This window comes from Azospirillum sp. A26 (assembly GCF_042604635.1).
Lineage (GTDB): Bacteria > Pseudomonadota > Alphaproteobacteria > Azospirillales > Azospirillaceae > Azospirillum > Azospirillum palustre.
In genome coordinates this window covers 533,554-560,045 of sequence record NZ_CP170472.1, presented here as the reverse complement: position 1 = coordinate 560,045, position 26,492 = coordinate 533,554, and the positions used below count along the sequence as shown (strand labels likewise).

Below are 26,492 nucleotides of genomic sequence, written 5' to 3'. Positions count from 1 at the left end.
GAAAGGCGCCGCGGAAACCCGGCGGCGCGCGGGCATCATCCCAGCCGCGGCGGCGGCAGGTCGGGCCGTACCCCCAGCCCTTCGCGCAGCGGCCCGGTCGCCCAACGCAACCGCAGCCCCGAAGACCCGGCCGGGGTCGTCAGACCGGCGCTCGGCAAGCCGACGACCATGGACGCACAGGCCATGCCGGCGCAGCAGGGCTGCGTCGCGTGATGCGGCCGGCCCGGCGCAGGACGGCCGTGATCCATTCGACCCGAGTCTGCGGCAGGCGACACGCCATGCGCCGCGACGGCGGCCGGCGCGTCATGCGGACAGGCGGCGGCGGCATCCCCCGACCATAGCAGCAGGCCGAGCATCACGAGAAGCAGCGCCCCCGCGACCCCACCCAGCCTCCGCATCCAGTCGGCAACGCGCATCGGCACCGCACCGCTCCCGCTTGTTGTCAGCCTTTCCAGATAGGCCCTCGGGTGAAGCCGGTCAACCGCCTCTGACCGCCGGACAGGGCGTCTACCCATTCAGTCCTAGGCGTTTTCCCGAGCATGGAACTGCAACACACCGCCCCTATATTGGCCGTCACCCGAAACCAAGAAAACATTCCCGAGATGTCCGCCCCCGCCCGTCCGGCCACCCTCCCGCACACCGCAACTCCGCAAACCGCCGCCCGCCCGCTGCATTGCGCCTGCTGCGGCCGTCCCTTCGTCCGCCCGTCCACGCGGGGGCCGGCACCGCTCTATTGCTCGGAGGATTGCCAGAAGCAGATGCGCGTCCGCACGCGGGTGTGGAGCGGGCGCGACGACGCCCCCTTCGGCCTGCGCCGCGCGTCTTAGCGCCCTCAGCGAATCTCGACGGTCGCGCTGTCGCTGCGGCCGTCGGCGTCCAGCACGGTGACCCGCACCACCCCCGGCCCGTCCGGACGCCACACCACGTCGCGCGCAATCGGTGACTGGGCGATGCGCCGCCCGTCGATCAGCCAGGACAGCGGGCGCCGCCCGCCGGCAGCGGTCAGGGTCATCGGCTCCCCCTTGCCATCCGGCCCCAGCGCCTCCAGCACCATGTCGCTGACCGGGAAGGTCAGGCGCAGCCGGTCGGTCTGGCGCGGCCCGGCCAGTTCGACCTCCCCCGGCCGCAGGTGGCGCAGCAGTTCCGGCGGCGCCTCGTTCCTGACCGGGCCGGCAGGACGGCCGCGCTCGGCCGGCAGCCGGTCGAAGACCTCGAACAGCAGCGGGGCGGCGGTGTTGCGGCCGTAATGGTCGGGGCTGGGCGTGCCGTCCGGTCGCCCGACCCACACGCCGACGGTGTAGCGCCCGGTGACGCCGAAGGCCCAGGCGTCGCGGAAGCCGTAGCTGGTGCCGGTCTTCAACGCCACCGGCCCGCTGCCGCGCAGTTCCTGCGCCTGCACCACCCCCGGCGGTGGCGGCGAGCCTTCCAGAATCGCGCGGACCTGCTGCGCCGCGGTGGCCGACAGCAGCCGCTGCTCCGCCCCGCCGGGCTCGTCCATCCTGGCGCGCAACGGCGCCACCAGCCCATCGCGCGACAGCCCGCTGTAGAGCGTCGTCATGTCCCACAGGCTGATCGACGCCCCGCCCAGCGCCACCGGCAGCCCCGGCAGCGTCGTGCCGCCCGGCAGCACCAGACGGGCACCGGCCTTGCGCAGGGCTTCGGCGAAGCGCAGCGGCCCGACCCGGTCGAGCACCAGCACCGCCGGCACGTTCAGCGAGCGCTGCAACGCCTCCATCACCGTCAGGTCGCCAGTGAAGCTGCGGTCGAAATTGCGCGGCGCCCAGTCGCCGAAACGGGTGGAGACATCGGCGATCTGGGTCAGCGGGTGGATGATGCCGTCATCGAAGCCCAGCCCATAGATGAAGGGCTTCAGCGCCGATCCGGGCGAGCGCACCGCCCGCACCATGTCGATGGGGCCCTGCCGCGTCTCGTCCAGCGCGTTGGGGCTGCCGAGATAGGCCAGCACCGAGCGGTCGCGGTTGTCCACCACCAGCACCGCCAGCCCGGCCTGCGGGTTCAGCGTCTCCGCCGCCCGCCGGCCCAGCGCCTCGACCGCCTGTTGCAGGGTGCCGTCGATGGTGGTGACGATCTCCGGCTGGCCGGGGTTGGCTCTGCGCAACCGGTCGGCCAGATGCGGGGCATGGGACGGCAGCGACAGGCGGGCCGAGGGAACCGGCAGCGACTTTGCCTCCGCCACCGCCTTGGGCGACAGAGCGCCCGATTCCGCCACCCGGTCCAGCACCTTGTCGCGGGCCGCCTGCGCCCGTTCCGGATAGCGGTCGGGGCGCAGGTGGGAGGGCGATTGCGGCAGCGAGACCAGCAGTGCCGCCTCCGCCGCGTCCAGTTCGGCCGGCGCCTTGCCCAGCAGCATCAGCGAGGCGGCGCGGATGCCCTCGATGTTCCCGCCATAGGGGGCGAGCGTCAGATACATGCCGAGGATGTCGCGCTTGCCGTAGCGCCATTCCAGCTGGGCCGCCCGCGCCGCCTCGATCAGCTTGGCGCTGAAGGTGCGTGGCCGCGGCTCCAGCAGGCGGGCGACCTGCATGGTGATGGTGGAGGCGCCGGAAACCACCCGTCCCGCCCCCAGATTCTGCCCCGCGGCGCGCAGTACCGCCAGCGGATCGACGCCGGCATGGCTTTCGAAACGCCGGTCCTCATAGGCCAGCAGCAGCTCGACGAACAGCGGCGAGACATCGTCCACCGTCGCCGGCAGCCGCCACGCGCCGGCCGCATTGGTGAAGACGCGCAGCGGCTGGCCCTTGCGGTCGGTGACCGTCACCGACAGGTCGGCCAGCCGGCCCAGCGGCGGCGGGAACAGCCGGTCGAGCAGCAGCGCCGTCCCCATCAGGACGGCGACGCCGGCCGCCGCCACCCCCGCCCGCCTTACCCAGACGTTGCGCACCCAAGCCGGCGCCAATCGTCACTCCGCCGGACGGACGGTGATCCGCCCGGTGGTCTGGCGGGCGAAGAAGCGCGGCTTGTACATATCCTCCACCGTGGCGCCCGGCAGCTCGTAGGTGCCGGGGGTGATGGCGCGGACGACGAAGGCCAGCTTGAAGGTCTGCTGGTCCTCCGTCAGGTCCACCGCGGCGACATAGCGGTCGTCGCGCGCCTCGGTCGTGCGGGTGTAGCTGAGGTCGCCCAGCCACGCCATCTCCTCCGGCGTACCGCCGCCCAGCTTGGCGTTCTCGATCTCCCAGCCGGCCGGCAGCGCATGGGTCACCATGCCCTGGTGGAACAGCTTGGTGTTGGCCTCGCCCTCCAGCACGACGACGAACACGTCGTTCTGCTTGATGCTGTCGAGGTTCAGCACCTCGCCCTTGCGGGTGAAGAAGTTGCGCTTGATGCGCAGCCCCTCGCGCGCCGCCGGCTGCGGCGCCACCGGCACGCCGGACAGCGATACCGCCTGCCACACCGCCGCCTTGCCGGCGTTGGCGACCGGGATGCCGGCCTTCAGCTGGGCCAGCGTCGGGGTCAGATCGACCCGCGCGCCGTCCTTCTTCGCACCGCCCAGCGTCATCTCCGCCTTGGCCGGCGCGCCGCGCAGCAGCGCGTCGGCGGCCAGCACCGACCACGCCTTCTCCTGCGTGTTGGTGCGGTTGGCGGCGGTGGCGGAGGCCGGCAGACGGTCGATCAGCGCCGGGGTGCGGTTGCCCGCCATGTTGACCTCGGTCATCAGCGCCACCAGCGCCGCGGAGTCGCGGACGGTGGAGCCGTAATCGACATGCCATTCCTCGCGCGCCAGATGGCCGACCGCGCTGTCGAAGGCGCTGGCCGCCCGCTCCTGGTCGCCCATGCGGGCCAGTGCCGCGCCCAGTTGGCCCTTGGCGAGCGGCGTCGGCAGCTTCTCCAGCGCAGTGTCGTGCAGGTAACGCGCCGGACCCGGCAGCGACACGCCGGCCAGCGCCAGCGTGTGCAGGGCATAGGCGCGCACCGCCAGATCCCCCGGCTCCGACGCGCTGGCGATGGCGCGCTGGCGCAGCCAGTTCAGGGCGTCGGTCAAGGGTTTGTCGGGAACCGCCTCGCCCTTCTGCTTGGCGCGGACGAGGAACTCGGCGGCATAGGCGGTCAGCCAGCCGTCGGCCTCGTCATTCGCCCCCCACAGGCCGAAGGCGCCGTCGAAGCGCTGCTTGTCCAGCGTGCGGGAGATCGCCTGCTGGACCCGCGCCTCCAGCCCGTCGTCGGGCTTGCGGTCCTTGCCCAGCGCCAGCTCCACGTCGCGCACCACCAGCAGCGGCAGCGCGCGACTGACCGTCTGCTCCAGGCAGCCGAACGGGTAACGGTCGAGCGCCCGCAGGATGCCGGCGACGTCGAAGGGCGGTGCGGTGGTGAAGCTGGCCGACCAGCTGGTGGTTCCCGGCAGGTAGGTGGCAAGCTCGGCCCCGTCGAAGCGGACGCTTTCGCCGGGCGCGATCTGGCGGGTGACGAACTGGGTCTCCACCGACCGCGCCGGGCGGACGGTGATGCCGTAGTCGTGGTTCAGCGCCAGATTCTCCGGTCCCTTCACCGCGACGGCGACATGGCCGATGCCGGCGGCGACGCCCTTCAGCGGAACCACCAGAGTCTTGCGCTCGCCCTTCGCCAGCGGAACCGACAGGGTGCCACCCTCCACCGCCACCGCGTCCTGGGCAGTGACGGCGACCTCATAGGTGCCGGCCGCCGCCTCGACATTGTGGAGCGACAGGGTCACGCGGCTGTCGTCGCCGGGGGCGAGGAAGCGCGGCAGGATGGCGTCGGCGACCAGCGGGTCGCGCACCGTCACCGGACCGGCGGCGGAACCGACGCGGCCACGGCTGTAGGCGACCGCCATCAGCCGAAGCTCGCCGTTGAAGTCCGGCACGTCGAAGCCGATGCGGGCGGTGCCGTCGGCGCCGACCTTCACCGGCCCATGGAACAGCGAGACCACGGTGAAGGGCACCACCGGCAGCCCGGCACCGCTCGAATCGCCGCCCTGGCGCATGGCGCCATAGGGGCCGTCGAGCGGATCGATCAGCCGGCCGTAATCGTCGCGGATGTCCAGCCCCAGCCGGCGCTTGCCGAAATAATGCTTCTCCGGCTGCGGGCTGGCGAAGTCGGTCAGGCGCAGGATGCCCTCGTCCACCGCGGCCAGCGTGACATAGGTGTCCTCGATCTTCCCGCCATCGGCGGCGGCGACCTTCACCCCGACCTCCAGCCGGCTGCGCGGGCGCATCACCTGCGGGGCGTCGAGCGCGACGGTCATCGTCCGCACCGACGGATCGACGCCGACCCAGGCGACGCCCATGGCGCGCACCGGCTGACGCTCGCGGCCCTTGACCGGCGGACGGTAGGCGGTGGCGGTGACATAGGCGCCCGGACCCCAGGCGGCATCGACCGGGATCTCCACCGTCGCCCCTTCGGCCGGAACCGAGATGGTGCGCACGTCGAAGATGCGGTCGGTCGCCACCGTCACCAGCAGTTCGCCGGCAAAGGGCGGCGCCACGCGGATGCGGGCGGTCTCACCCGGCTTGTAGGACTGCTTGTCGGTCGAGACCTCCAGCTTGTCCGGGATGTCGGTAGTCTCGTCGCCGCTCGCCCAGCCGGAATAGAAGCGGTAGGAGCTGGCGACGCCGGCCGCCTTGTCCGTCACCTCCAGCCGGTAGCGGCCGAAGTCGCGCTTGCCCAGGGCCACCAGAGCCGGCTTGTCGGCGGCGACATCGACACTGCCCGAGGCCAGCGGAATGTCGCGCACCGTGGCGTTGTAGCTGTAGCGGCCGTCGCGGCGGAACCAAACGAAGGACACCCGTTCCTCCACCAGCTCCCACTTGATGCCGGGCTTGGCGACGGCGCTGCCGTCCGGCGCCACGGCGACGAGGTCGAAGGCGGCCTCGCCACCCTCGCCGACGCGCCCGTCGGAGAAGCGCGGGCGCAGGCCCAGCGCATGGGTCTTCGGACGCACCGGCACGCTGACCGACTTGTGGACAGGGCGCCCGCCCGGCTCCGACAGGGTGACGCGGATGTCGGCGCGCAGCGGCTTGCTGGTGTCCGGCACCTCCGGCAGGGTCACGACGATGTGCGACACGCCCTGCTCGTCGGTGGTCGGGAACTCCAGCGGGTCGAGCCGCTCGGTCGGGTTATCCTGCACGCGGCCGAAGCGGTAGTCCTTGAAGGCCGGATAGGGCATCGGGTCGGTCTTCAACGCCACCTCGGCGGTGCCGTCCAGCCCGGCGGCCGGCGGGCCGTAGAGGAAGCGGCCCTGCGCCGTCACCTCGAAGGGCTGGCCCGGCACCAGGATCGGCGCGCTGGCCGTCACGTCGAGCGCCAGCTTGATCGGGACGAAATCCTCGACCTGGAAGGAGCCGCGGCCGATCGGCTCGCCCTTCGGGTCGCTGTAGACCTGCACCTCCCAGCCGCCGAGCGGCGCGGTGCGGGTCAGGGTCAGCGGCAGGAAGAAGCCGCCGGCCTCCTGGCCCTTCAGGGCACCGCTGTAATATTCGGTGCCGCTGGGGCGCAGGACCTTCACCGTCAGCGGGAAATTGTCGACCGCCTCGGTCTTGTCGTCGCGCAGCAGGATCGACAGGTTCACCGTCTCGCCCTGGCGGTAGACGCCGCGGTCGGCATAGACGAAGGCGTCCATCGGCCCCGGCGCCGGACGCCCGCCGACCCCGCGGTCGCTGAGGTCGAAGGCGGCGCCGGTCAGATCCTGCATGGCGAAATCGGTGCCGAGATAGGCCATCGCCATCTCGGGCGCGTTGCCGCCGGTCTTCAGCAGGCCGGGGGCGAAGCGGGCGCGGCCGAATTCGTCGGTCTTGACGCGGGCCAGTTCGGTGTTGTTGCGGGCGACCAGCGCCACATCCACCCCCGGCAGCGGCTTGGCCGTGCCGAAGGAGCGGGCGAAGACGGTCAGCCCGTCGGCGCCGCGGAAGCTGGTCAGGCCGATGTCGGACAGCAGCACCCACTGGGTCGCCAGCGCTTCCCAGCGGTCGGACTCCTCCACGTCATGCGGGCGGGCGGTGACGACATAGAGGCCGGCCTTGGGATCGTCGCCGACGGCCTGGCGGAACGGGATCGCCGCGGTGGTGTCGCGGTTGCGCTCCCCCTTCACCTCCAGCGAGCCGGACCACACCAGCTCGCCATTCTCCTGGGCCAGCCGGTCGGCGGAATAGCTGGTCAGCTCGTTGAAGATGTTGCCTTCATACTTGTTGGACACCAGGGCGCGGTCGGCGATGCGGTAGACCGACACGTCGAGCCGGTCGGTGTTGACGCTGACCACCGGGATGCCGTCGGCGCCCTTGCGCGGCAGGATGTAGGCGGAGCCGCGGAAAGCCGCCATCGACGGCCGGTCGGGCACGCGCACGCGCTGGGTCTCGTCGGCCTTCAGGTTCACGCCGTCCTCGCCGGGCAGCCCCTGGCGCAGGGTGACGGTGTAGCCGGAGCCATGGGTGACGCCGCGCAGGCACAGGCTGTTGTCGCGCGTCTCGATGGCGGTCTTGGTCGCCGGCTCCACCCGGACATAGTCGTCGAAGCGCACGCCCTGCTTGCCGCTCAGCCGGTCGCTGAACTGGAAGCAGACGCGCGGGCTGCTGCCCTCGGCATTGACGGTGACGCCGGTCATCACCAGCCCGGCCTTGCGGCGGAGTGCGACGATGCGCTCCTCCAGCTTCGGCGCCTGGGTGTCGAGGGTCGCCGCCTCCATCTTCGGCGCGATCTCCTGGATCGACCGCAACGCCTTGACCGCCTCGTCCGGCTTGCCGAAGGCCTCGTCCATCAGGGTGGCGATGCGCCAGAGGATGGCGACCCGCTCCTCGTCCTTCGGGTTGAACTGGCCGGCCATCACAGCGCTTTGCAGCGCGCGGTCCCGGTTGGGCGGGGTGGCGGCCTGCCAGACGGCGCTCAGCTCCAGCCAGACCGACGGGGAGCCGCCGCCCTGGGTGATCGTCTTCTCATAAGCCTGGATGGCGCCGGCCATGTCCTTGCGGTCGCGGGCGGCGCGCGCCTGCTTCAGCAGATCGGCGATCACCTGCGGCTTCGGCTGCGGCGGCGATTTCAGCAGCAGCCCGTTGGCATAGGCGGAAGCGTCGGAAAGGGCGCCGGGCGGCGTATAGTCGGCACGGACCGGGCCGGCCGTCATCGCCATCACCACCAGAACCCAAAGCAGCGTCAACAGCCGTGCCATCATGTCGCCTTACAACCGGAAGCGGGATCGCCCGGTTATAGCGCCGATAACCCGGTCATGGCGATATGGCGAACCGCCGATGTACCGTTCGGCTGTATGGGTACCACCACGCTTGTCGAGGACGGCGCTTCCACCGGCACTTGTCCGCTGGCCCGCCCGTCAGGCGGAGGCCGACGCCTGCCCGGCGTCCAGCGCGCTGCGCACGAACGCCCGTTCGGCGATGCTGCGGTAGCGGTCGCGGTGCCGCAGCAGATGGAAGGGCCGGGCCGGCAGGTCCAGCCCGTCCAGCGCCACGATCCGCCCGGCCGCCAGATCCTCGGCGACGATCAGGTCGGACAGCACGCTCGCCCCGACGCCGGCCAGCAGCGCCGCCCGGATCACCCCGCCGCCGGGCAGCGTCATCGCCACATCGAGCGCGTCGGGGGCCAGCCCCACCCCGCGCATCGCCGCCTCGAACAGCGCGCGGGTGCCGGAGCCGGGTTCGCGCTGGATCCAGCGCCCGGCCGCCATCTCCTCCCGCCCGACCCGGCCCAGCCCGGCCCAGGGATGGCCGGCGCCGACCACCAGCCGCAGCCGGTCGCCCTCGATGGGTTCGCTGACCAGCGCCGAGTCGGTCACGGCCCCCTCGGCGATGCCGAGTTCGGCGCGGCCATCGCGCACCGCCTCGGCCACCTGTTCGGTGTTGCCGATGGACAAATCCACGCGGATGCCGGGATAGGCGGCGGCGAAGCGCAGCAGCCGCGGCGCCAGCCAGTGGTTGCCGACCGTCTGGCTCGCCGCCAGCCGCAACGCCCCGCGCGACAGGCCGGACAGCTCGGCCAGCATCGTGCCGGCCTCCTCGACCTTCGCCAGGATGGCGCGGGCCTGGGCGTGCAGCAGGTTGCCGGCGGCGGTCAGCTCGACCCGGCGGCCGATGCGGTCGAACAGGCGCAGGCCATGCTCCGCCTCCAGCGCGGCGATGGCGGCGCTGACCGCCGGCTGCGACAGGTGCAGAACCTCCGCCGCACGGGTGAAGTGCAGCATCTCCGCCACCGTGGCGAAGATGCGCAACTGCTCCAGCGTCACGCGAACAGGCCGGTGAAGGGCAGGAAATCGACCAGATCGCCGGGCCGCACCGCCGTGGCCTCGGCCGGCATGTCGACCAGCCCGTCGGCCTCGACCATCGAGGTCAGCACGCCGGAGCTGTTGCTGGGGAACTTCACGGCGACCGGGCGGCCGTCCGCACCGCGCTCCAGCCGGGCGCGCAGGAATTCGCGGCGGCCGGGCTTCTTGGTGAAGGTGAAGTCGGCGACCACCAGGCTGCGCGGCGTGGCGATGCCGCTGGCGCCTGACAGGCGCAGGACCAGCGGGCGGCCGACCAGCAGGAAGGTCACCATGGCCGAGACCGGATTGCCGGGCAGCCCGAGGAAGGGCGTGTCGCCGACCCGGCCGAGCGCCAGCGGCTTGCCCGGCTTGATCGCCAGCGTCCACAGGTCGATGGAGCCCAGCGCATTGACCGCCGCCTTGACATGGTCCTCCTCGCCGACCGACACGCCGCCGCTGGTGACGATCAGGTCGGCGGTGCCGGCGGCCTCGGCCAGCGCGGCGCGGGTGGCGTCCGGCCGGTCGGGCAGGATGCCGAGGTCGCGCACCTCCACCCCCAGCGCGTCGAGCTGCGCGGCCAGCGTGTAGCGGTTGGCGTCATAGATGGCGTGGTCCGGCTTCGGCGTCCCCGGCTCGCGCAGCTCGTCGCCGGTGGAGAACAGCACCACGGTCAGCCGCTTGCGCACCGTCAGGGCGGGGCGGCCGACCGCGGCGGCGAGCCCGACCTCCTGCGCGCGCAGGCGCTGGCCGGGTTGCAGGACCACGGCACCGGCGGTCATGTCCTCGCCCGCCAGCCGGATGTTGGAGCCGCGCTTCAGCGAGGCCGGGACCAGGACGGCGTCGCCGTCGGTCCGGCAATCCTCCTGCATCGCCACGGTGTCGACCCCGGCCGGCACCGGCGCGCCGGTGAAGATGCGCACCGCCTGCCCCGCCGCGACCGTGCCGTCGAATTTCGATCCGGCCGGAACCCGCCCGACGACCTCCAGCCGCCGGAAGCCCTCCCCCGCCTCGGCGGGAAAGGCCCAGCCGTCCATGGCCGAGACGTCGGCCGGCGGCACGTTGACCGGCGCCACCACCTCTTCCGCCAGAACGCGGCCGAGCGCCCGGCGCAGCGGCACCTCCTCCGTCCCGGTCACCGCGCCATAGCCCTGCGCGACGCGGGCGACCGCCTCGTCCAGCGACAGGGGAATGGGGCCGTGTGCGGAGCAATCGTCCATGATCTCGATGTCCTTGATGAATAGGCCGGGATGAAGAGGCCGGGAATGAGGTGGCCGGGATATGGCGGGCCGTGCGAGCGGCGGGGCCCGCGCCTTTCCTATCGCCAACTGCAACCCGCGCCTTTGATCGGCGTCAAGGCTCCGTTTGGTTATTCCTGTATTGCGGCGCCTCAGCCCGTCTCCGCCCGCAGCCAGTCCAGATAGGCCGGGTTTCCGGCATGGGGAAGGCTCCCTCCTTTTCGATGCACCTGCCTCGCGCTTTCGCGTAGGATGCCCGCACTTTGCCACAGCCCCCGCCGGGGCCGGCGATTTTCCTGTCCGTTCCCGTTTCCGCAAGAGCAGCCCGCCCCATGGCAAAGCCACGCCGTTCCCCGTCCCGCAGCACCCCGTCCGACGTTCAGGGGGCATGGCTGCGCCGCGGTCTGGACCAGCCGGGCGGCAAGCTGCCGCTGTTCGACGAGCGCGGGCAGCGCGTGAAGAAGCCGACGGTGGACGCCTGCCTGAAGGCGGGATGGGCGGAGCGCTGGTTCGACAATCCGCTGAAGCCGGACTGGCTGGTCTGCCGCCTGACGGAGACCGGCCGCACCGCGCTGGGCGGGCATGACCAAGGCGATGCCGCCCCGGCCGACGAGGCGGAGGCCGATGCGCGGCAGGGTGCGCTGATTTAAGCGGCTGCTATTTAAGGCGCTGCTTGAGCGGAGCTACTGCGCGGCCTGCGCGATGCCGTTCACACGCTTGATCCGCAGCTGGCGGTCGACCTCGGCCTGGAGCTGGCGCGGGGTCACCGGCTTGTGCAGGATCGCCACGCCATGGGCCGAGGCGTCGGCCAGCGTGTCGGCACCGGTCTCCCCGGTCAGGATCAGGGCGGGAACCTCGGCACCGTAGCGGGCGCGCACCCGGCGGATCACCTCGGTGCCGACACGCCCCTCGCGCAGCCGGTAATCGGCGATGACGATGTCCGGCACCCGTCCCAGCGACTCCAGCCGGTCCATCGCCCGGTCGGCGCTGTCGGCGGCGACGACGCGGAACCCCCATTCGGTCAGCACCGTCTGCAAGCCCAGCAGAACCACGGCGTCGTCATCGACCAGCACGGCAAGGCGCGGGCGGTCGATGGCAGGCGGCCGTTCCGGCCCCCCTGCCCGCCCGGCGAGGAACCGGGCCGGCGCCAGCGGCACCAGGACGCGGAAGGCGGAGCCCTGCCCATGCACCGAACGCACCTCGACCGGATGGTCGAGCAGCTGCGACAGCCGCCGCACGATGGCGAGCCCGAGCCCAAGCCCGCGCAGCCGGTCGCGCTCCGGATTGCCGACCTGATGGAATTCTTCGAAGATGCGGTCGAGATGTTCGGGCGGGATACCGATGCCGGTGTCCTGCACCTCGATGGCCAGCCGGTCGCCGTCCGGCCCGGCATCGATGCGGCAGCGGATGCGGATCGCCCCGGCCTCGGTGTAGCGCAGCGCATTGTCGACCAGATTGCGCAGCAGCTGCATCAGCAGCCCGCGGTCGCTGCGCAGGACCGCCTCGCAGCTCTCCACCCGCCAGACCAGCCCCTTGGCGGTCGCCTGCTCGCCATAAGCGGCGTCGAGCGCGTCCGTCAGCTCGCTGACGTCGAAGGTGTCGAGAACCGGCGTCACCACCCCCGCCTCCAGCCGCGACACCTCCAGCAGCCCGTCCAGCAGGCCCTTCATGGTGTCGAGCCCCTGGTCGAGACGGGACAGCAGGTCGCGGCCGCTGTGGTCGCCGACATGGCGGGCAAGGGCTGCGGACAGGAAGAACAATGCCTGGAGCGGCTGGCGGAGGTCGTGGCTGGCGGCAGCCAGGAACTTCGACTTGGCGAGATTGGCGCGCTCGGCTTCCTCCCGGGCGGCATCGCGCTCCGCTTCCAGCGACTGAAGGCGATGAATGAGACTCATGCTTCGACCACGGCTCTCAACGGAGGATGATGGGGTTCCCGAAGGCGCCCCGTTTCCATTTTCGAACAGAACCGGGGGTAATGTTAAAATGCATTAACCATAATCATGCTGCAGCGCGCAACCCTTCCCAGGCATATGCGTCGCATGGGCAGGGTCCATGAAGAAAAGGTTAATGCCGGTTCATATGCGAAAGCCCCGGCATTTTCCGGGGCTCTCCGCATTCGGGACTCGATTGGCCGCCTCGCGCCAGACGCTGTGGGCAAACCTTTCGATATCCGGTCTTTCCGACAATCGAGGCCGCGCCGGGCGCCGCCTCAGACGCCGCGGCGGACGGCCATGTGGATTTCGCCGCGGGTCAGTCCGATGTCGGACAGTTCGGCGTCGGACATGTGGTTCAGCTCACTTTCAGCACGGTAAAGTTCAATCCGTTCGTGAACCCAATGAACGACCCGTTGAAAGAGGGTGTTTTCCTTTGTTCCGGCCGCAAACAATTCACCGGACGAAGACTGCATCGAAGAGTAGGCCATGTCGATCTCCTGCGCTTGGCGCTGATTACATGGCCCTATTTTGCCTTTCGCACCCGCGAAATCAATGGACAACCCTCTGCGGCCCAGCGGCGGCAGACCTGCGCGGATTCGATAGAACATTCGTGGTCAAATCAAAGCAGGCACAAAAAAAAACGCGCGGGGGCTTCCCCCCGCGCGCTTTCCAGAACAACGGCTTGGCCGTCGATCCGCTTACTTCACGCTGACCTTGCGCGACAGGTTGTGGTGTGCCTCGATGTAGCGGACCGTGCCCGACTTGGAGCGCATGATGACCGAATGGGTGTAGGCACCGCCGGGGAAGCGGCGGACACCCTTCAGCATGGCGCCGTCGGTGACGCCGGTGGCGGCGAACATGACGTTGCCGCGCGCCAGCTCGTGCAGGCTGTACTTCTTGTCGAGGTCGGTGACGCCCCACTTGGCGGCGCGGGCCTTCTCGTCGTCGTTCCGGAACAGCAGACGGCCCTGGAACTGACCGCCGATGCAGCGCAGCGCCGCGGCGGCCAGCACGCCTTCCGGCGCACCGCCGGAGCCGACATACATGTCGACGCCGGTGCCGGCCTGGCTGGTGGCGATGACGCCCGACACGTCGCCGTCGTTGATCAGCATGATGCGGGCGCCGGCTTCACGGACGCGGGCGATCAGCTCGGCATGGCGCGGACGGTTCAGGATGCAGACCAGCAGTTCCTGCACCTCGGTGCCCTTGGCGGCGGCCAGCGCCTTCAGGTTGTTGGCCGGGGTCTCGTCCAGATCGACGACATTGTCCGGCAGGCCGGCGCCGACGGCGATCTTGTCCATGTAGACGTCGGGGGCGTTCAGGAAGCCGCCCTCCTCCGCCATGGCGATCACGGCCAGCGAGTTCGGGCCGCCGGTGGCGCAGATGGTGGTGCCTTCCAGCGGGTCGAGCGCGATGTCGACCTTCGGGCCGGAGCCGATGCCGGCACCGACCTTCTCGCCGATGTACAGCATCGGGGCCTCGTCGCGCTCACCCTCGCCGATCACGACGGTGCCGTCGATGTAGAGCGTGTTGAGCGCCTGGCGCATGGCGTCGACCGCGGCCTGGTCGGCCAGCTTCTCGTCGCCGCGACCCATCAGCAGCGAGGCCGACAGGGCGGCGGCCTCGGTCACGCGGACGGCCTCCAGTGCGAGGTTGCGGTCCATGTGGGACAGGTCGACATGCGTAGACGGCGTAGACATCGTGTGCTCCCCCAGACTCTTCGGTCGTATCAGGCTGTGTATTGGTTATGGTGGGAAACGGTCCTGGTCAGAACTGCCCTGGTCAGAACTGCTCGATCCGGATCATCCGCGGCGGCTCCAGCACGCTGTCGCTGGCCGCGATGGTCGCAAGCGCGCGCTGCATGGCCGCCTCGTCGGTGTCATGGGTGGTCAGGACCACCGGAACGCCTTCGCCCGGCGAGCGGCCGCGTTGCAGGAACTGCTCCATGGAGACGTTCTGGTCGCGCATCGCCGCTGCGATATCCGCTATCACACCGGGACGGTCCACGACCATCAGGCGGACGTAGTACGACCCGCGGCGCGCTTCCATCGGCGAGGGGGTTGCCGCCCCCAGCCGATCGGCCGGAACGCCGAAGGTGGGCGTAGACCGCCCGCGGGCGATGTCGATCAGATCGGCGACCACCGCCGACGCGGTCGGGCCGGCGCCGGCACCGCGGCCGACGAACAGCACCCGGTCGGCGAAGTCGGCCTGCGCCACCACGGCGTTGAAGACGCCGTCCACCGAGGCGATGGGGGCGGCCACCGGCACCATGCAGGGATGGACGCGCTGCTCGACGCCCGCCTCGGTGCGCCGCGCGATGCCCAGCAGCTTGATGCGGAAGCCCAGCTGGTCGGCATAGTCGAAATCGACCGCCGACACCTGCCGGATGCCCTCGACATAGACCGAGGAGAAATCGACCGGCGTGCCGAAGGCGACCGACGCCAGGATCGCCAGCTTGTGCGCGGCATCGATGCCGTCGATGTCGAAGCTGGGATCGGCCTCGGCATAGCCGAGCGCCTGGGCATCGGCCAGCACATCGGCGAAGTCGCGGCCGGTGGTCCGCATCTCCGTCAGGATGTAGTTGCAGGTGCCGTTCAGGATGCCGTGGATTTCCGACACGGCATTGCCGGCCAGACCCTCGCGCAGACCCTTGATGATCGGGATGCCGCCGGCCACCGCCGCCTCGAAGGCGACGGTCAGGCCGCGCGATTCGGCCTTCTGGGCGATCTCGGTGCCGTGGACGGCCAGCAGCGCCTTGTTGGCGGTGACCACATGCCTGCCGGTCTCCAGCGCCGTGGCGACGGTGTCGCGCGCCGGGCCTTCCGACCCGCCGATCAGCTCCACCACCAGATCGGCGCCGGATTGGGCAGCCATCGCGACGGGATCGTCGAACCACTGGACGCGCGACAGATCGACGCCGCGGTCCTTGCCCTTCGAGCGCGCGCTTACCGCGACCACCTCGATCCGGCGGCCGCAGCGCTGTTCGATCAGCGAGCCTTGCGTTTCCAGCAGCTTCAGGACGCCGGCACCGACCGTACCAAGGCCGGCGACGGCGATTTTCAGGGGGGCTTGCTGGGCGTTCGGCATCAGGCTTTCGCTTTCTCGGATTCCAGAAGGGCGGCGCGGGCCACCGGGTCCTTGCTCGCCGCAACGCCGCCGGCGTTGGAGCGGAAGAACTCCTTGATGTTGCGGGTCGCCTGGCGGATGCGGTGGACGTTCTCCACCATCGCCAGACGGACATGGCCGTCGCCGTATTCACCGAAGCCGATGCCGGGCGCCACCGCGACCTCCGCCTGCTGGAGCAGCAGCTTGGAGAATTCCAGCGAGCCCAGATGGGCGAACTGCGGCGGGATCGGCGCCCAGGCGAACATCGACGCCTTCGGGCTGGGGACCTCCCAGCCGGCGGCGGCCAGACCCTCGATCATCACGTCGCGGCGCTGCTTGTACATGTCGCGCACCTGCTGCACGCAGTCCTGCGGACCGTTCAGCGCGGCGGCGGCGGCGACCTGGATCGGCGTGAAGGCGCCATAGTCGAGATACGACTTGATGCGGGCCAGCGCGGTGATCAGCGTCTTGTTGCCAGTGGCGAAGCCGATGCGCCAGCCGGCCATCGAATAGGTCTTCGACATCGAGGTGAACTCGACGGCGATCTCGCGCGCTTCCGGGATCTCGAGGATCGACGGCGGCGGGTCGTTGTCGAAGAAGATCTCGGCATAGGCCAGATCGGACAGGATGTAGATGCCGTGCTTGCGGCAGAACTCGACGATCGGACGGTAGAAGTCCAGCCCGACCACCTCGGCCGTCGGGTTCGACGGATAGTTCAGCACCAGCGCCAGCGGCTTCGGCACGCTGTGGCGCACCGCGCGCTCCAGCATGATCATGAAGCTGTCGATGTCGGTCGACGCCCCGTTCTCCATGCCCACCGGCAGGTGGCGCACCGAGGCGCCGGCAAGGATGAAGCCGAACGGGTGGATCGGGTAGGAGGGATTCGGCACCAGGATGATGTCGCCGGGGCTCGTGATCGCCTGGGCGAGGTTCGCCAGACCTTCCTTCGAGCCGATGGTGACGATGCACTCGGTCTCGGGATCGACGTCGACGTTGAAGCGGCGCTTGTAATAGGCGGCATGGGCCTTGCGCAGGCCGGGGATGCCGCGGGAATTCGAGTAGCGGTGCGTCTTCGGATCGCGCACGGCCTCGACCAGCTTGTCGACGATGTGCTGCGGGGTCGCCTGGTCGGGATTGCCCATGCCGAGGTCGACGATGTCGGCGCCGTTGGCCCTAGCTCGCGCCTTCATCGCGTTCACTTCGGCGAAGACGTAGGGCGGCAGGCGCTTGATGCGATGGAATTCGGTGTTGGACATGGACGCTCCGGAAGACCGCTCCGGTCACGCCACGAACCCAAGAGACCTGCGGACCGGGACTGACGTTCTACCGCCCTGACGCGACGGAAGCGAGGCAAATTTCGCTCCCCGACCGTCGGATCCGGCGCTTTGACCGCGACGGCCTCATGAGCGCCGGTTGATGGAGTGACTTAACAATCTCCCTACCAACGTCGTGGTTAAACCTAACTGTGCTTTAACTCATTAGCTTTCATACCTTCGGCTTGGAACTTTCGTCGCCATGCCGCAACGGTCAAGGATGTTGGAGTCGTAAGATGGTTTCGCTTTTGAAGGTCGCGGATCGGCTGCTCGGCGACATGCGCTTCGCGCGCAAGATGGCGCTGGCCCTGTCGGTTCCGATGGCGGGCGTGGTCGTGCTGTCGTCGCTGCTGGTGTGGGAACAGGTCGAGGCGAGCCGCCGGGCGTCCGATCTCGCCTCCGTCACCCGGCTGTCGGTGGGCATGACCAGCCTCGTGCACGAGCTTCAGAAGGAACGCGGCTCCTCCTCCATCTTCCTCGGCGGCAAGCTCGCCGAAGACCGCGGACGCCTGGAGACGGTGCGGACCGCCGCCGACGCCCGGATGGCCGACCTGAACCGGCAATTCGCCGAGGCCCGGATCGGCGACCCGCGGGTTGCCGCGGCGATCGGCGGCGCCCGCGACGCACTGTCGCAGCTGTCCGGCCTGCGCACCGGCGTCGACGGCATGGCGCAATCCTCGATGGAGGTGGTGGCGAGCTACACCGCCATGATCCGCAGGCTGCTCGACGCCGCCGGGCAGGCCCGCTCCCTGTCCGACGGCAGCGACCAGCTGCGCGCCGCCGACGCCCTGGTCTCCCTGTCGGAGGCGAAGGAGCGGCTGGGCCAGCAGCGCGCCGTGGGCGGCGGCGCCTTCCGCAAGGACCGTTTCCCCATCGACGCGCATGAACGCTTCATCGAACTGTCCGGCGAATACAAGGCGCTGATGGGCGGGCTGAAGAACACGCTGACGGCCGAGCAGGCCGGCTATTTCGACCGGACCGTCGCCGGACCGGCCATCGCGGAGGTGGAGCGGATGCGGCGGATCGGCATCGCCTCGGCCTATGGCGCCGAGGGCGAGCGGATCGATGCCGGCAAATGGTTCGACACCATCACCGTCACCATCGACATGCTGCGCAGCGTCGAGACCCGCGTGGCCGACGACCTGATCGGGCTCGCCAGCCGCGACGCGCAGGAGTCGATGACCCGGCTGGTCGGCATGGCCGCCGGTCTGGCGATGCTGCTGGTCGCCATGACGCTGATCGCCGTCCTCGTCGCCCGCAACATCACCCGGCCCATCGCCCGCCTGAACGGCGACATGGCGCGGCTGGAAGCCGGCGAGCGCGGGCTGGCCATCCACGGCGCCGAACGCGCCGACGAGCTGGGCGCCATGGCGCGCAGCCTCGACCAGTTCCGTCTCAGCCTCGCCGAGGCCGACCGGCTCGCCGCGGAGCAGCGGCAACACCAGGAAGACCGGCTGCGCGAAGCCGAACGGCTGGAACAGCTGGTCGAGGCGTTCGACCGCCACATCGAAAAGGTCGCCGAACAGCTGGCGGGGGCGGCCACCGGCCTGCGCGGCAATGCCCAGCAGATGAGCCACATCGCCTCGGAGACCGAAGTCCATGTCCTCTCCGTCGCCCGCGCGTCCGAAGGGGCATCCGACAATGTCCAGGCCGTCGCCGCGGCGGCGGAGCAGTTGACCGCCTCCATCGCCGAGATCGGACGCCAGATGGCGGGCTCGACCGAGATGGCGGAGCGGGCGGTCGGCGACGTCCGGCGCACCGCCGACGTCATCGCCGATCTCAGCGGCGCCGCCCAGCAGGTGGGCGAGATCGTGCGGATGATCACCGACATCGCCAGCCAGACCAACCTTCTCGCCCTCAACGCCACCATCGAGGCCGCCCGCGCGGGCGAAGCCGGCAAGGGCTTCGCGGTGGTGGCGCAGGAGGTGAAGACCCTCGCCAACCAGACGGCGAAGGCGACCGAGGACATCACCGCCAAGGTGGCCGAAATCCAGGCGGCGACCGGCCACACCGTCAGCGCCATCGACGACATCGGCAGCATCGTCACCCACATCGAGGAAAACATTTCCGCGGTCGCCGCCGCCGTGGAGGAGCAGAACGCCGCCACCGCGGAGATCGGCCGCAACGTCCGGCAAGCCGCCGACGGCACCGATCAGGTGTCGCACAACGCCTCCCTGGTCGGCACCGAGGCCAGCCGGGCCGGCGCCATGGCGAAGGAGGTGCTGTCGATGGCCGACGCGCTGAAGCGCAACGCGGACGGGCTGCGCAGCGACGTCGCCGACTTCATCGGGAAGATCCGGGCGGCGTGAGGGGGACGGGGAGCGGCGTGGCGGTCGCCGCTTTCCACCCCCGAGCGAGGCATGTATCCTGATGACGGTCCGTTTTCTCTCCTGGAGAGCCCCGCGATGCCCGTTTCGCCGACCCCGCCGGCACGCCCCTCCAAAGTGACGGCGACAATTCCGGCGGAGGAACTGCCACGAGCGATCACGGCCGCCCTCCCCGTCCGCCCGCCGGCCGGAACCCGCTTCCGGGTGACCATCGAACCGGTCGATGAGAGCGAAGAGGAACGCCGGCAGTCGTTGAAGGACGACGTCGTTGTCGGACTGGAGGACGCGGATGCAGGGCGGACGACGGACGGCGAGACGCTGTTCGAACGTCTGATCGCCAAATATGCCAAGGCGGGAGAGCCCGGACAGGGTTGATCGACAGCAATGGCACGGCTGGATTTCACCGCCGCCGCGGAAGCCGATCTTGAGAGCATCGGCGACTATATCGCCCAGGACAATCCGCTGGCCGCCATCCGCATGGTCTTGGATATCCGGGATCATTGCAGGAAGATCGCGTCGATGCCCGCAATCGGCCGAAGCCGTCCAGAGTTGGGCGTTGGCTTGCGCAGCCTGTCCGTTTCACCCTACCTGATCATATATAGAGCCGCGGAAGCGGACCGGGTCATCGTGATCCGCATCGTCCACGGTGCGCGCGACTTGCCGCAGGTGATGAAGGAATAGCCTCCCTCACCCCACCCCGGTCGCCTTCGCGTATTTCCGCTTCGCCACCTCCAGCGATGCTAGAAGCTGCTGGCCGGTGGCGCCGCCGTCGCCGCTGACGCGGCCGGTCATCACCGCCCTGATCGCGTCGACATGGGCCTTGAACAGCAGATGCTCGTTGGTGGTCACCGTGGTCAGGCCGCTGCGGGTCGCCTCGTAGAGCGACTTGGCGATGTGGGTGATCAGCGGATAGCCGAAGATGCCGCCCTGCCCCCGCATCTCGTGGGCCGAGCGGTTGACCTGGGCCAGCAGGCCGGCCACAGCGGCCGGCTCGCGCGGCAGGCGGTCGACGCGGCGGCCCATCTCGTCCACCTCCGCGCCGATCCAGACGGCATAGTCGCCGGCACGGTTCAGAATCTCTTCCTCCGCGGCGGCCAGCACCTCCGGCGGCAGGGTCGGCACCGGGTCGCGCGGGGCGAGGCCGGCCTTGGCGCCCAGCCGGTTGGGCAGGTCGAAATAGATGACGGGAAAGCGGTCGATGCCGCGCGCCTTCGACGCGCTGTGCACAACCAGGATTTCCGACGGCGAGGTCATCCGGCAATCCATCGCCACCGGCTTGTCGGCGCGGCGGCGGTCGGGGCCGAAATAGCCCTTGGCCAGCACGAAGCGGCGCGGCCGGGCGATGGCGAACAGCAGCCGGCTGGCGATGGTCTGGGCGGAAAAGGGCTTGGCGATGAAGTCGGTGGCACCGAGATCGCGCGCCTGCTCCACATAATGCCGGTCGGCAGCCCCCGACAGCATCAGCACCGGCAGGAACTTGTCCGGGCTCTTCGGGCTGGAGCGGATCCAGCGCAGCAGCATCAGCCCGTTCACCTCGGGCATCACCAGATCGGACAGGATCAGGTCGACCGGGGCGGTGCCCGGCGGCAAGGCCGCGCGGCGCTCCTCCAGCCAGCGGATGGCGTCGGCGCCGCTCGCCACCCCCTCGACCCGGCCGATGCCGATGGTGCGCAGAGTCGCCGTCAGGACCGTGCGGATGAAGCTGCTGTCCTCCACCACCAGGACCGAGAGAAGATCGAGCTTCGGCTGGGTCATCGCCGTCTGTTTCGCCGACCGGGACATATTCCCGCATTCAGTTTCCACTTCTGGCACAACCGGACCCGATTGGCGAGCGACAAGCGGAACGGAAGACAAACCGCGCGGTGGCGGTTACCCTCCCCCGGCCGAAAGGCCCAGCAATCAAAGGAGAGGACTCGCCCGATGCCGCAACCCGATCACGTCATGGCCCTGCCCCTGCCGGAAAAGCCGGACCTCGACCCCGACATGCAGGCCCTGTTCGACAAGTGCGTGGAAAAGCTGGGCTTCGTACCGAACGTGCTCCAGGCCTACAGCCTGCGGCCGAAGAAGCTGCGCAACTTCGCCATGGCCTACAACGAGCTGATGCTGGGCCAGAGCGGTCTCAGCAAGCTCGAGCGCGAGATGATCGCGGTGGTCGTCTCCTCCGCCAACCATTGCTATTACTGCCTGGTCGCCCATGGGCAGGCGGTGCGCAAGCTGTCGGGCGATCCTGAGCTGGGCGAGATGCTGGTCGCCAATTACCGCGTCGCCCCGCTGGAGCCCCGCCAGCGCGCCATGCTCGACTTCGCCTGGAAGCTGACCAAGGAGCCGATGTCGGTGGGCGAGCCCGACCGCGAGGCGCTGCGCGCCGCCGGATTCAGCGCCGAGGACATCTTCGACATTGCCGACACGGTCGGCTTCTACAACATGTCCAACCGCGTGGCGACCGCGGTGGACATGATCCCGAACCGCGAGTACCACAGCCAGGACCGCTGAGGGCCGGATAAGTCCCGGTCTTCCATCGGCAGCCTTATCGATAGTCTTCAAGGCCACACAGGGTAGGTGTCATGGCGATCGTCCGTTTCTTCGTCCGTCTGTTCGCGCTCATCGGCCTGCTGCTGGTGGTCGGCGCGGTGGCGGTGGTGGTGCTGGCGGTCCGTCACGAACCCACCCTGCCCGCCGCCGTGGTGCTGGAACTCGACCTAACCAGGCCGCTGGCCGAGAGCGACGACGGTAAGTTCGGCAGCCTGTTCGAGCACCAGACCACGCTGCGCGAGGTGCTGGACGCGCTCGACGGCGGCCGGCGCGACCCGAAGGTGAAGGGCGTGCTGGCCCGCTTCGGCGACGACAGCATAGGCTTCGCCCAGACCCAGGAGCTGCGGACCGCCATCGAGCGGTTCCGCGCCTCGGGCCGCTTCGCCGTCGCCTTCGCCGAGGAGTATGGCGGGGCCGGGGCCGGCAACCGCTCCTACCTGCTGGCGAGCGCCTTCGACGAGGTGTGGCTGCAACCGCTGGGCACGCTCGGCATCACCGGCCTGTCGGCGGAGCTGCCCTTCGCCCGCGACGCCTTCGACCAGCTGGGCGTGCAGCCGAGCTTCGCCCAGCGCGAGGAATACAAGAGCTTCGCCGAGACCTTCACCAAGTCCGGCATGACCCCGGCCAACCGCGAGATGATGGAGGCGCTGGTCGGCGACCTCGGCAACCAGCTGGTCGACGGCATCGCCAAGAGCCGGCGCCTCGCCCCCGCCGCGGTGCGGACCGCCATGGACAAGGCGCCGCTGCTGAGCAAGGAGGCGCTCGACCAGAAATTCGTCGACCGGCTCGGCTATGCCGACGAGGCGCGGGACGAGGCGCTGAAGCGGGCGGGCGCCGGGGCGGAGACGCTGGATCCGGCCGATTACCTGTCGGTCGCCGGCAGCCCCAACGGCGAGGGGCCGACCATCGCCCTGATCCACGCCGTCGGCACCATCACCGGCGGCGAGAGCGGCAAGCCGACGCTGGGCGGGATGTCCGCCGGGTCGGAGACCATCGTCAAGGCCATCGAGGAAGCGGCCAACGATCCGGAGGTGCGCGCCATCCTGTTCCGCATCGACAGCGGCGGCGGCGCGGTTTCCGCGTCGGAGGCGATCCGGCGGGCCCTGATCAAGGCGCGGCAGAGCGGCAAGCCGGTGATCGCCAGCATGGGCGACACCGCCGCGTCGGGCGGCTACTGGATTGCGCTGGCCGCCGACCGCATCGTCGCCTCCCCCGCCACCGTCACCGGCTCCATCGGCGTCGTCGCCGGCAAATTCGCCATCGGCGGCCTATCCGACAAGCTGGGCATTCATTGGGACCGGGTGCAGGGCGCGAAGAATGCCGGCATGTGGTCGCCGCTGCATCCCTTCGAAGGCGGCGAATCCGACCGGCTGAACGCCATCATCGAGGACACCTACGCCAACTTCCTGCAACGGGTGGCGGAGGCCCGGCGGATGACGCCGGAACAGGCGCGCGGCATCGCCAAGGGCCGCGTCTGGACCGGCGCCCAGGCCCGCGACCTCGGCCTCGTCGACGATCTGGGCGGCCAGGAACAGGCGCTGACGCTGGCCCGCACCGCCGCCGGCCTCTCCCCCGATGCCCCGGTGAGCCTGATCCCCTACCCGCCGCCGAAGTCGGTGACCGACCAGATCCTCGATCTGGTGTCCCGCAAGGGCGAGTTGGTCGGCGCGCTCACCGCAGTGGCGGAACTCCGCCCCCTGCTGGCGCAACTCCGCCCGCTGCTGGCCGCCACCCAGGGCGAGGGCGTTCAGGCCCGCATGCCGCCGATGTCGCTCGGGCAGTGAGCCGAACGCTCGGAAAAATCCCCTCTCCCCCCCGGGGAGAGGGTTAGGGTGAGGGGGGCGCGCGGCGGCCCTTACCCGAGAATCCTCCCCGTGCATCCCCCTCACCCCGACCCTCTCCCCGGGGGGGAGAGGGGGACCTCACTGTTCGAAGTTCTTCACGTCCGAGACGCCTGACCATGACCGAGACCGCCACCCGCGCCGCAGAGCCCGATTCGGCCCATCCCGTCTTCACCCACCAGGAAATCCTGCGGGTGTTCAGCGGGGTGGCGCTGGCGATGCTGATGGCGGCGATGGACCAGACCATCGTCGCCACCGCGCTGCCGACGATGGCGAGCCAGTTCGGCGGGCTGGAGATGCTGCCCTGGGTGGTCACCGCCTATCTGCTGACCTCCACCACCACGACGCCGATCTACGGCAAGCTGTCGGACCTCTATGGCCGCAAGCGCGTGCTGCAAACGGCGATCCTGCTGTTCCTGGTCGGCTCCGTCCTGTGCGCCGCGGCGCAGAGCATGACGCAGCTGATCCTGTTCCGCGGGTTGCAGGGGCTGGGCGGCGGCGGGCTGATGTCGCTGGCCTTCACCATCATCGGCGATGTCGTCGCCCCGCGCGAGCGCGGGCGGTACCAGGGCATGATCGGCGGCGTCTTCGCGCTCGCCAGCGTCGCCGGGCCGCTGCTGGGCGGCATCTTCACCGAGACCATCGGCTGGCACTGGATCTTCCTGATCAACCTGCCGCTGGGCGTCGCCGCACTCGCCATGACCCGCAGCACCCTGTCGCGCCTGCCCGCCGGCCGCGCCAAGCCGCGGATCGATCTGGCTGGCGCAGCTCTGCTGACCGGGGCGGTGACCAGCCTGCTGGTCGTCGCCACCCGCGGCGACGCCATGGGTTGGGGCAGCCCGGCGGCGCTGGCCCTGCTGGCGGCCGGCCTCGTCATGCTGGTGGTCTTCCTCTGGCACGAGCGCCGGATCGAGGAGCCGATCCTGCCGCTGCACCTGTTCCGCCGCCCGGTGGTGGCGGTGGCGACGCCGGTGGTCGCCGTGTCGGCGATGGTGCTGTTCGCCGGCATCGTCTATCTGCCGCTGCATCTCCAGCTGGTGCAGGGGACCAGCGCCACGGTGTCGGGCCTGCTGCTGCTGCCGCTGGTGCTGGGCATGACCGTCGGGTCGGTCGGCGGCGGACGGCTGATCGCCAGGACCGGGCGCTACAAGGCCTTCCCGCTGGCCGGTCTGGCCCTGTCGGGCGTGATGTACGCCCTGCTGGGCAGCCTGCCGGCGCTGGCGGCGGACGGGCTGTGGTCGACGCTGATCCTGGTGCCGCTGGGCATGGGGCTGGGGCTGGTGATGCCGGTGATGACGGTCGCCGTGCAGAATGCGGTGGAGCATCGCGACCTGGGCGCCGCCACCGCCGCGGTCGGCTTCTTCCGCTCGCTCGGCGGGTCGGTCGGCGTCGCGGTGTTCGGCGCCGTCTTCAACGCCGTGGTGTCCGAACGGCTGGAAGGGGCCGGCCTGTCCGGCCGCGCGGTTCTGGAACATGGCGCCGCCGCCCTCGCCGGCCTGCCCGCCGCCGCCCGCAGCGGGGTGGTGGCGACGCTGGAGCATGGCTTCGCCACCCTCTTCCTGCTGGCCGCCGCGCTGGCGGTCGTCTCCTTCGCCATGACGCTGTTTTTGAAGGAACTGCCTCTGCGCTCCGCCAATCCCGGCCGGGCGGAGACCGCTCCGGCGGCAGAAGGCTAACCGCCAGCCGTCAGGAATGATCGCTGGGGAAGTGCCTGGGCTGCCCCAGCTTGTCCTCGATATAAAGCAAATTGACCAGCACCAGCGCGACGACGGCGAGCGGCGTCGCCAGGAACATGCCCATGATGCCGAACAGCACGCCGCCGGCGGCAATCGCGCCGATGGTGACCACCGGCGGCAGATCGACCACCCGCTTCTGCAGCAGCGGCGTGATCACGTTCCCTTCGATCTGCTGGATGACCAGATAGAGCCCGGCGACCCACAGCGCGTCCTGCGGCGACTGGGCGAAGCCGATCAGCAGGGCCGGCACCGCCGCCAGGAAGGGGCCGACCAGTGGGATGAACTCCATCAGCCCCGCCACGATGCCCAACGCCAGCGCCGACGGGATCCCGAGCAGCCACAGCCCGACCGCGATCATCGTGCCGACCGCCGCCATCGCCACCAGCTGTCCGATCAGCCATTTCCACAGGCTGTCGCCGGCCACATCCATCACCTCGCAGGCCCGCTTCTGCCCGCGCGGCGGCACCAGCAGAACGACGCCGCGCTGATAGAGCCCCGGCGACGCCGCCAGATAGAGCGCCGCGAACATCACCACAACCGCGTCGCCGACGACATAGACGAGGCCGGAGGCGAAGCTGCTCAGCTGGTTCATCCAGGGCCATTCCTTGCCCTGCTCCATGATGCGGTCGCGCCAGCCGTCGGGCAGCATGCCCATCGCCTTGGTCACCTGCTCCTGCAACTGGCCGAGCTGGGCCGCCATCGAGGTGCCCATCAGCCAGCCGCCGCCGCCGACCAGAAGGACCAGCGTCAGCAGCACGATGGCCAGCGACCAGCCATGGCCGAGCCCGGTCGCCCGCTGCACATAGCCGGTCAGCCGCTGCAACAGGATGGCGAACAGGACGCCGGTGAAGATCAGCAGAAGCGTGCCGGAGATCCGCCACAGGAAGATGCTCAGCGCCGCCACCCCGGCGACGATCAGCACCTTCCAAGTGAAGACGGCCAGTTCGCCGCGCCCGGCCCGTGCCGGCGGCTCGGTCTCCGTCGGCGGCTCGTTCTGGGCCGCCCCGCCGCCGGGGGGTATCGCTTGATAGGCGGTGGGCCGGCTGGGTGTCGCCATCTCTTCAAACTCCCGCACTCGCGGCCGCCGGAGGGACAGCCTCGCGGGAAGAACGCGCGAGGTCCGCAGACGTTGCGCACCGTCGGCAGGCTAGGCCGTCGGCGGTAGTCCGAAGATCGATATGGAAGCGGCCCCGAACCGCCCCATATCAGCAGTGACGCCAAGGAGTCATTCTCGCTGATGTCACTTGAAGAG

The 26,492-nt window shown here is 70.1% G+C and carries 20 protein-coding genes; 8 read left to right on the top strand and 12 right to left on the bottom strand.

Going from position 1 to position 26,492, the window contains the following annotated elements:
- Positions 1-35: 35 nt before the first annotated feature.
- A complete protein-coding gene (locus tag ABNQ39_RS03160; RefSeq protein WP_376958862.1) occupies positions 36-416 on the bottom strand; it encodes a hypothetical protein in 381 nt (126 codons plus the stop codon).
- Between the two features lie 186 nt (positions 417-602).
- Between ABNQ39_RS03160 and ABNQ39_RS03155 the strand changes: the two genes are divergently transcribed.
- Positions 603-827 (top strand): hypothetical protein, encoded by a 225-nt coding sequence (locus ABNQ39_RS03155; RefSeq protein ID WP_376958860.1) that lies wholly within the window; start codon positions 603-605, stop codon positions 825-827.
- Between the two features lie 5 nt (positions 828-832).
- Here the strand turns inward: ABNQ39_RS03155 and pbpC are convergent, their stop codons facing one another.
- From pbpC to ABNQ39_RS03135, 4 genes are all read right to left on the bottom strand, one after another.
- On the bottom strand, positions 833-2,917 hold the full coding sequence (gene pbpC, locus ABNQ39_RS03150) for a penicillin-binding protein 1C (RefSeq protein WP_376958858.1): 2,085 nt from the start codon (positions 2,915-2,917) through the stop codon (positions 833-835).
- A 3-nt stretch (positions 2,918-2,920) separates the two neighbouring features.
- Positions 2,921-8,137: an MG2 domain-containing protein gene (locus ABNQ39_RS03145; RefSeq protein ID WP_376958856.1), complete on the bottom strand. Its 5,217-nt coding sequence runs from the start codon at positions 8,135-8,137 to the stop codon at positions 2,921-2,923.
- A 156-nt stretch (positions 8,138-8,293) separates the two neighbouring features.
- Complete coding sequence (locus ABNQ39_RS03140; protein WP_376958854.1) at positions 8,294-9,199, bottom strand: LysR family transcriptional regulator; 906 nt, start codon at positions 9,197-9,199, stop codon at positions 8,294-8,296.
- Positions 9,196-10,434: a molybdopterin molybdotransferase MoeA gene (locus ABNQ39_RS03135; RefSeq protein WP_376958852.1), complete on the bottom strand. Its 1,239-nt coding sequence runs from the start codon at positions 10,432-10,434 to the stop codon at positions 9,196-9,198. The genes ABNQ39_RS03140 and ABNQ39_RS03135 overlap by 4 nt, the downstream gene beginning before the upstream one ends.
- A 350-nt stretch (positions 10,435-10,784) precedes the next feature.
- On the opposite strand from ABNQ39_RS03135, the gene ABNQ39_RS03130 reads away from it, so the two are divergent.
- Positions 10,785-11,102 carry a hypothetical protein gene (locus ABNQ39_RS03130; protein WP_376958850.1) on the top strand — a complete coding sequence of 106 codons (318 nt, stop codon included), beginning with the start codon at positions 10,785-10,787 and terminating at the stop codon, positions 11,100-11,102.
- A gap of 33 nt (positions 11,103-11,135) precedes the next feature.
- Here ABNQ39_RS03130 and ABNQ39_RS03125 read toward each other — a convergent pair whose 3' ends face one another.
- The 5 genes from ABNQ39_RS03125 to ABNQ39_RS03105 all read right to left on the bottom strand — a co-directional run bounded on the left by ABNQ39_RS03125 (position 11,136) and on the right by ABNQ39_RS03105 (position 16,747).
- On the bottom strand, positions 11,136-12,347 hold the full coding sequence (locus tag ABNQ39_RS03125) for an ATP-binding response regulator (RefSeq protein WP_376958848.1): 1,212 nt from the start codon (positions 12,345-12,347) through the stop codon (positions 11,136-11,138).
- Between the two features lie 314 nt (positions 12,348-12,661).
- Positions 12,662-12,994 carry a DUF1127 domain-containing protein gene (locus ABNQ39_RS03120; RefSeq protein WP_376958846.1) on the bottom strand — a complete coding sequence of 111 codons (333 nt, stop codon included), beginning with the start codon at positions 12,992-12,994 and terminating at the stop codon, positions 12,662-12,664.
- 90 nt (positions 12,995-13,084) lie between these two features.
- Positions 13,085-14,086 carry a class II fructose-bisphosphatase gene (glpX, locus tag ABNQ39_RS03115; RefSeq protein WP_247893879.1) on the bottom strand — a complete coding sequence of 334 codons (1,002 nt, stop codon included), beginning with the start codon at positions 14,084-14,086 and terminating at the stop codon, positions 13,085-13,087.
- Positions 14,087-14,168: 82 nt separating this feature from the next.
- The gene (locus tag ABNQ39_RS03110; RefSeq protein WP_376958844.1) at positions 14,169-15,473 is read right to left on the bottom strand and encodes a homoserine dehydrogenase; all 1,305 of its coding nucleotides are present in this window, start codon (positions 15,471-15,473) and stop codon (positions 14,169-14,171) included.
- Positions 15,473-16,747 (bottom strand): LL-diaminopimelate aminotransferase, encoded by a 1,275-nt coding sequence (locus ABNQ39_RS03105; protein ID WP_098740140.1) that lies wholly within the window; start codon positions 16,745-16,747, stop codon positions 15,473-15,475. Before ABNQ39_RS03105 ends, ABNQ39_RS03110 begins: the two co-directional genes overlap by 1 nt.
- A gap of 293 nt (positions 16,748-17,040) precedes the next feature.
- Between ABNQ39_RS03105 and ABNQ39_RS03100 the strand changes: the two genes are divergently transcribed.
- The 3 genes from ABNQ39_RS03100 to ABNQ39_RS03090 all read left to right on the top strand — a co-directional run bounded on the left by ABNQ39_RS03100 (position 17,041) and on the right by ABNQ39_RS03090 (position 19,812).
- A complete protein-coding gene (locus tag ABNQ39_RS03100; RefSeq protein WP_376958842.1) occupies positions 17,041-19,113 on the top strand; it encodes a methyl-accepting chemotaxis protein in 2,073 nt (690 codons plus the stop codon).
- Positions 19,114-19,209: 96 nt separating this feature from the next.
- A complete protein-coding gene (locus ABNQ39_RS03095; protein ID WP_376958840.1) occupies positions 19,210-19,506 on the top strand; it encodes a hypothetical protein in 297 nt (98 codons plus the stop codon).
- A 9-nt stretch (positions 19,507-19,515) separates the two neighbouring features.
- Positions 19,516-19,812 carry a type II toxin-antitoxin system RelE/ParE family toxin gene (locus tag ABNQ39_RS03090; protein ID WP_376958838.1) on the top strand — a complete coding sequence of 99 codons (297 nt, stop codon included), beginning with the start codon at positions 19,516-19,518 and terminating at the stop codon, positions 19,810-19,812.
- A gap of 6 nt (positions 19,813-19,818) precedes the next feature.
- Here ABNQ39_RS03090 and ABNQ39_RS03085 read toward each other — a convergent pair whose 3' ends face one another.
- On the bottom strand, positions 19,819-20,886 hold the full coding sequence (locus ABNQ39_RS03085) for a response regulator (RefSeq protein WP_376958836.1): 1,068 nt from the start codon (positions 20,884-20,886) through the stop codon (positions 19,819-19,821).
- Positions 20,887-21,051: 165 nt separating this feature from the next.
- On the opposite strand from ABNQ39_RS03085, the gene ABNQ39_RS03080 reads away from it, so the two are divergent.
- The 3 genes from ABNQ39_RS03080 (at position 21,052) to ABNQ39_RS03070 (ending at position 25,180) form a co-directional block, all read left to right on the top strand.
- Positions 21,052-21,624, top strand: coding sequence for a peroxidase-related enzyme (locus ABNQ39_RS03080; RefSeq protein ID WP_376958834.1), 573 nt, complete (start codon positions 21,052-21,054; stop codon positions 21,622-21,624).
- A gap of 71 nt (positions 21,625-21,695) precedes the next feature.
- Positions 21,696-23,447: a signal peptide peptidase SppA gene (gene sppA / locus ABNQ39_RS03075; RefSeq protein ID WP_376958832.1), complete on the top strand. Its 1,752-nt coding sequence runs from the start codon at positions 21,696-21,698 to the stop codon at positions 23,445-23,447.
- A gap of 176 nt (positions 23,448-23,623) precedes the next feature.
- Positions 23,624-25,180, top strand: a complete 1,557-nt coding sequence (locus tag ABNQ39_RS03070) for an MDR family MFS transporter (RefSeq protein ID WP_376958830.1) — start codon at positions 23,624-23,626, stop codon at positions 25,178-25,180.
- Between the two features lie 10 nt (positions 25,181-25,190).
- Here the strand turns inward: ABNQ39_RS03070 and ABNQ39_RS03065 are convergent, their stop codons facing one another.
- Positions 25,191-26,297: an AI-2E family transporter gene (locus ABNQ39_RS03065; protein WP_376958828.1), complete on the bottom strand. Its 1,107-nt coding sequence runs from the start codon at positions 26,295-26,297 to the stop codon at positions 25,191-25,193.
- Positions 26,298-26,492: the final 195 nt, after the last annotated feature.

Bases quoted from the DNA above. Each gene is read 5' to 3' on its own strand.
- ABNQ39_RS03065 (WP_376958828.1), bottom strand. From the start codon at position 26,297: ATGGCGACACCCAGCCGGCCCACCGCCTATCAAGCGATACCCCCCGGC.
- ABNQ39_RS03130 (WP_376958850.1), top strand. From the start codon at position 10,785: ATGGCAAAGCCACGCCGTTCCCCGTCCCGCAGCACCCCGTCCGACGTT.
- ABNQ39_RS03145 (WP_376958856.1), bottom strand. From the start codon at position 8,137: ATGATGGCACGGCTGTTGACGCTGCTTTGGGTTCTGGTGGTGATGGCG.
- ABNQ39_RS03155 (WP_376958860.1), top strand. From the start codon at position 603: ATGTCCGCCCCCGCCCGTCCGGCCACCCTCCCGCACACCGCAACTCCG.
- ABNQ39_RS03110 (WP_376958844.1), bottom strand. From the start codon at position 15,473: ATGCCGAACGCCCAGCAAGCCCCCCTGAAAATCGCCGTCGCCGGCCTT.
- ABNQ39_RS03100 (WP_376958842.1), top strand. From the start codon at position 17,041: ATGGTTTCGCTTTTGAAGGTCGCGGATCGGCTGCTCGGCGACATGCGC.
- ABNQ39_RS03125 (WP_376958848.1), bottom strand. From the start codon at position 12,347: ATGAGTCTCATTCATCGCCTTCAGTCGCTGGAAGCGGAGCGCGATGCC.
- glpX (WP_247893879.1), bottom strand. From the start codon at position 14,086: ATGTCTACGCCGTCTACGCATGTCGACCTGTCCCACATGGACCGCAAC.
- ABNQ39_RS03105 (WP_098740140.1), bottom strand. From the start codon at position 16,747: ATGTCCAACACCGAATTCCATCGCATCAAGCGCCTGCCGCCCTACGTC.
- sppA (WP_376958832.1), top strand. From the start codon at position 21,696: ATGGCGATCGTCCGTTTCTTCGTCCGTCTGTTCGCGCTCATCGGCCTG.
- ABNQ39_RS03070 (WP_376958830.1), top strand. From the start codon at position 23,624: ATGACCGAGACCGCCACCCGCGCCGCAGAGCCCGATTCGGCCCATCCC.
- ABNQ39_RS03095 (WP_376958840.1), top strand. From the start codon at position 19,210: ATGCCCGTTTCGCCGACCCCGCCGGCACGCCCCTCCAAAGTGACGGCG.
- ABNQ39_RS03080 (WP_376958834.1), top strand. From the start codon at position 21,052: ATGCCGCAACCCGATCACGTCATGGCCCTGCCCCTGCCGGAAAAGCCG.
- ABNQ39_RS03085 (WP_376958836.1), bottom strand. From the start codon at position 20,886: ATGACCCAGCCGAAGCTCGATCTTCTCTCGGTCCTGGTGGTGGAGGAC.
- ABNQ39_RS03135 (WP_376958852.1), bottom strand. From the start codon at position 10,434: ATGGACGATTGCTCCGCACACGGCCCCATTCCCCTGTCGCTGGACGAG.
- ABNQ39_RS03090 (WP_376958838.1), top strand. From the start codon at position 19,516: ATGGCACGGCTGGATTTCACCGCCGCCGCGGAAGCCGATCTTGAGAGC.
- ABNQ39_RS03120 (WP_376958846.1), bottom strand. From the start codon at position 12,994: ATGTTCTATCGAATCCGCGCAGGTCTGCCGCCGCTGGGCCGCAGAGGG.
- ABNQ39_RS03160 (WP_376958862.1), bottom strand. From the start codon at position 416: ATGCGCGTTGCCGACTGGATGCGGAGGCTGGGTGGGGTCGCGGGGGCG.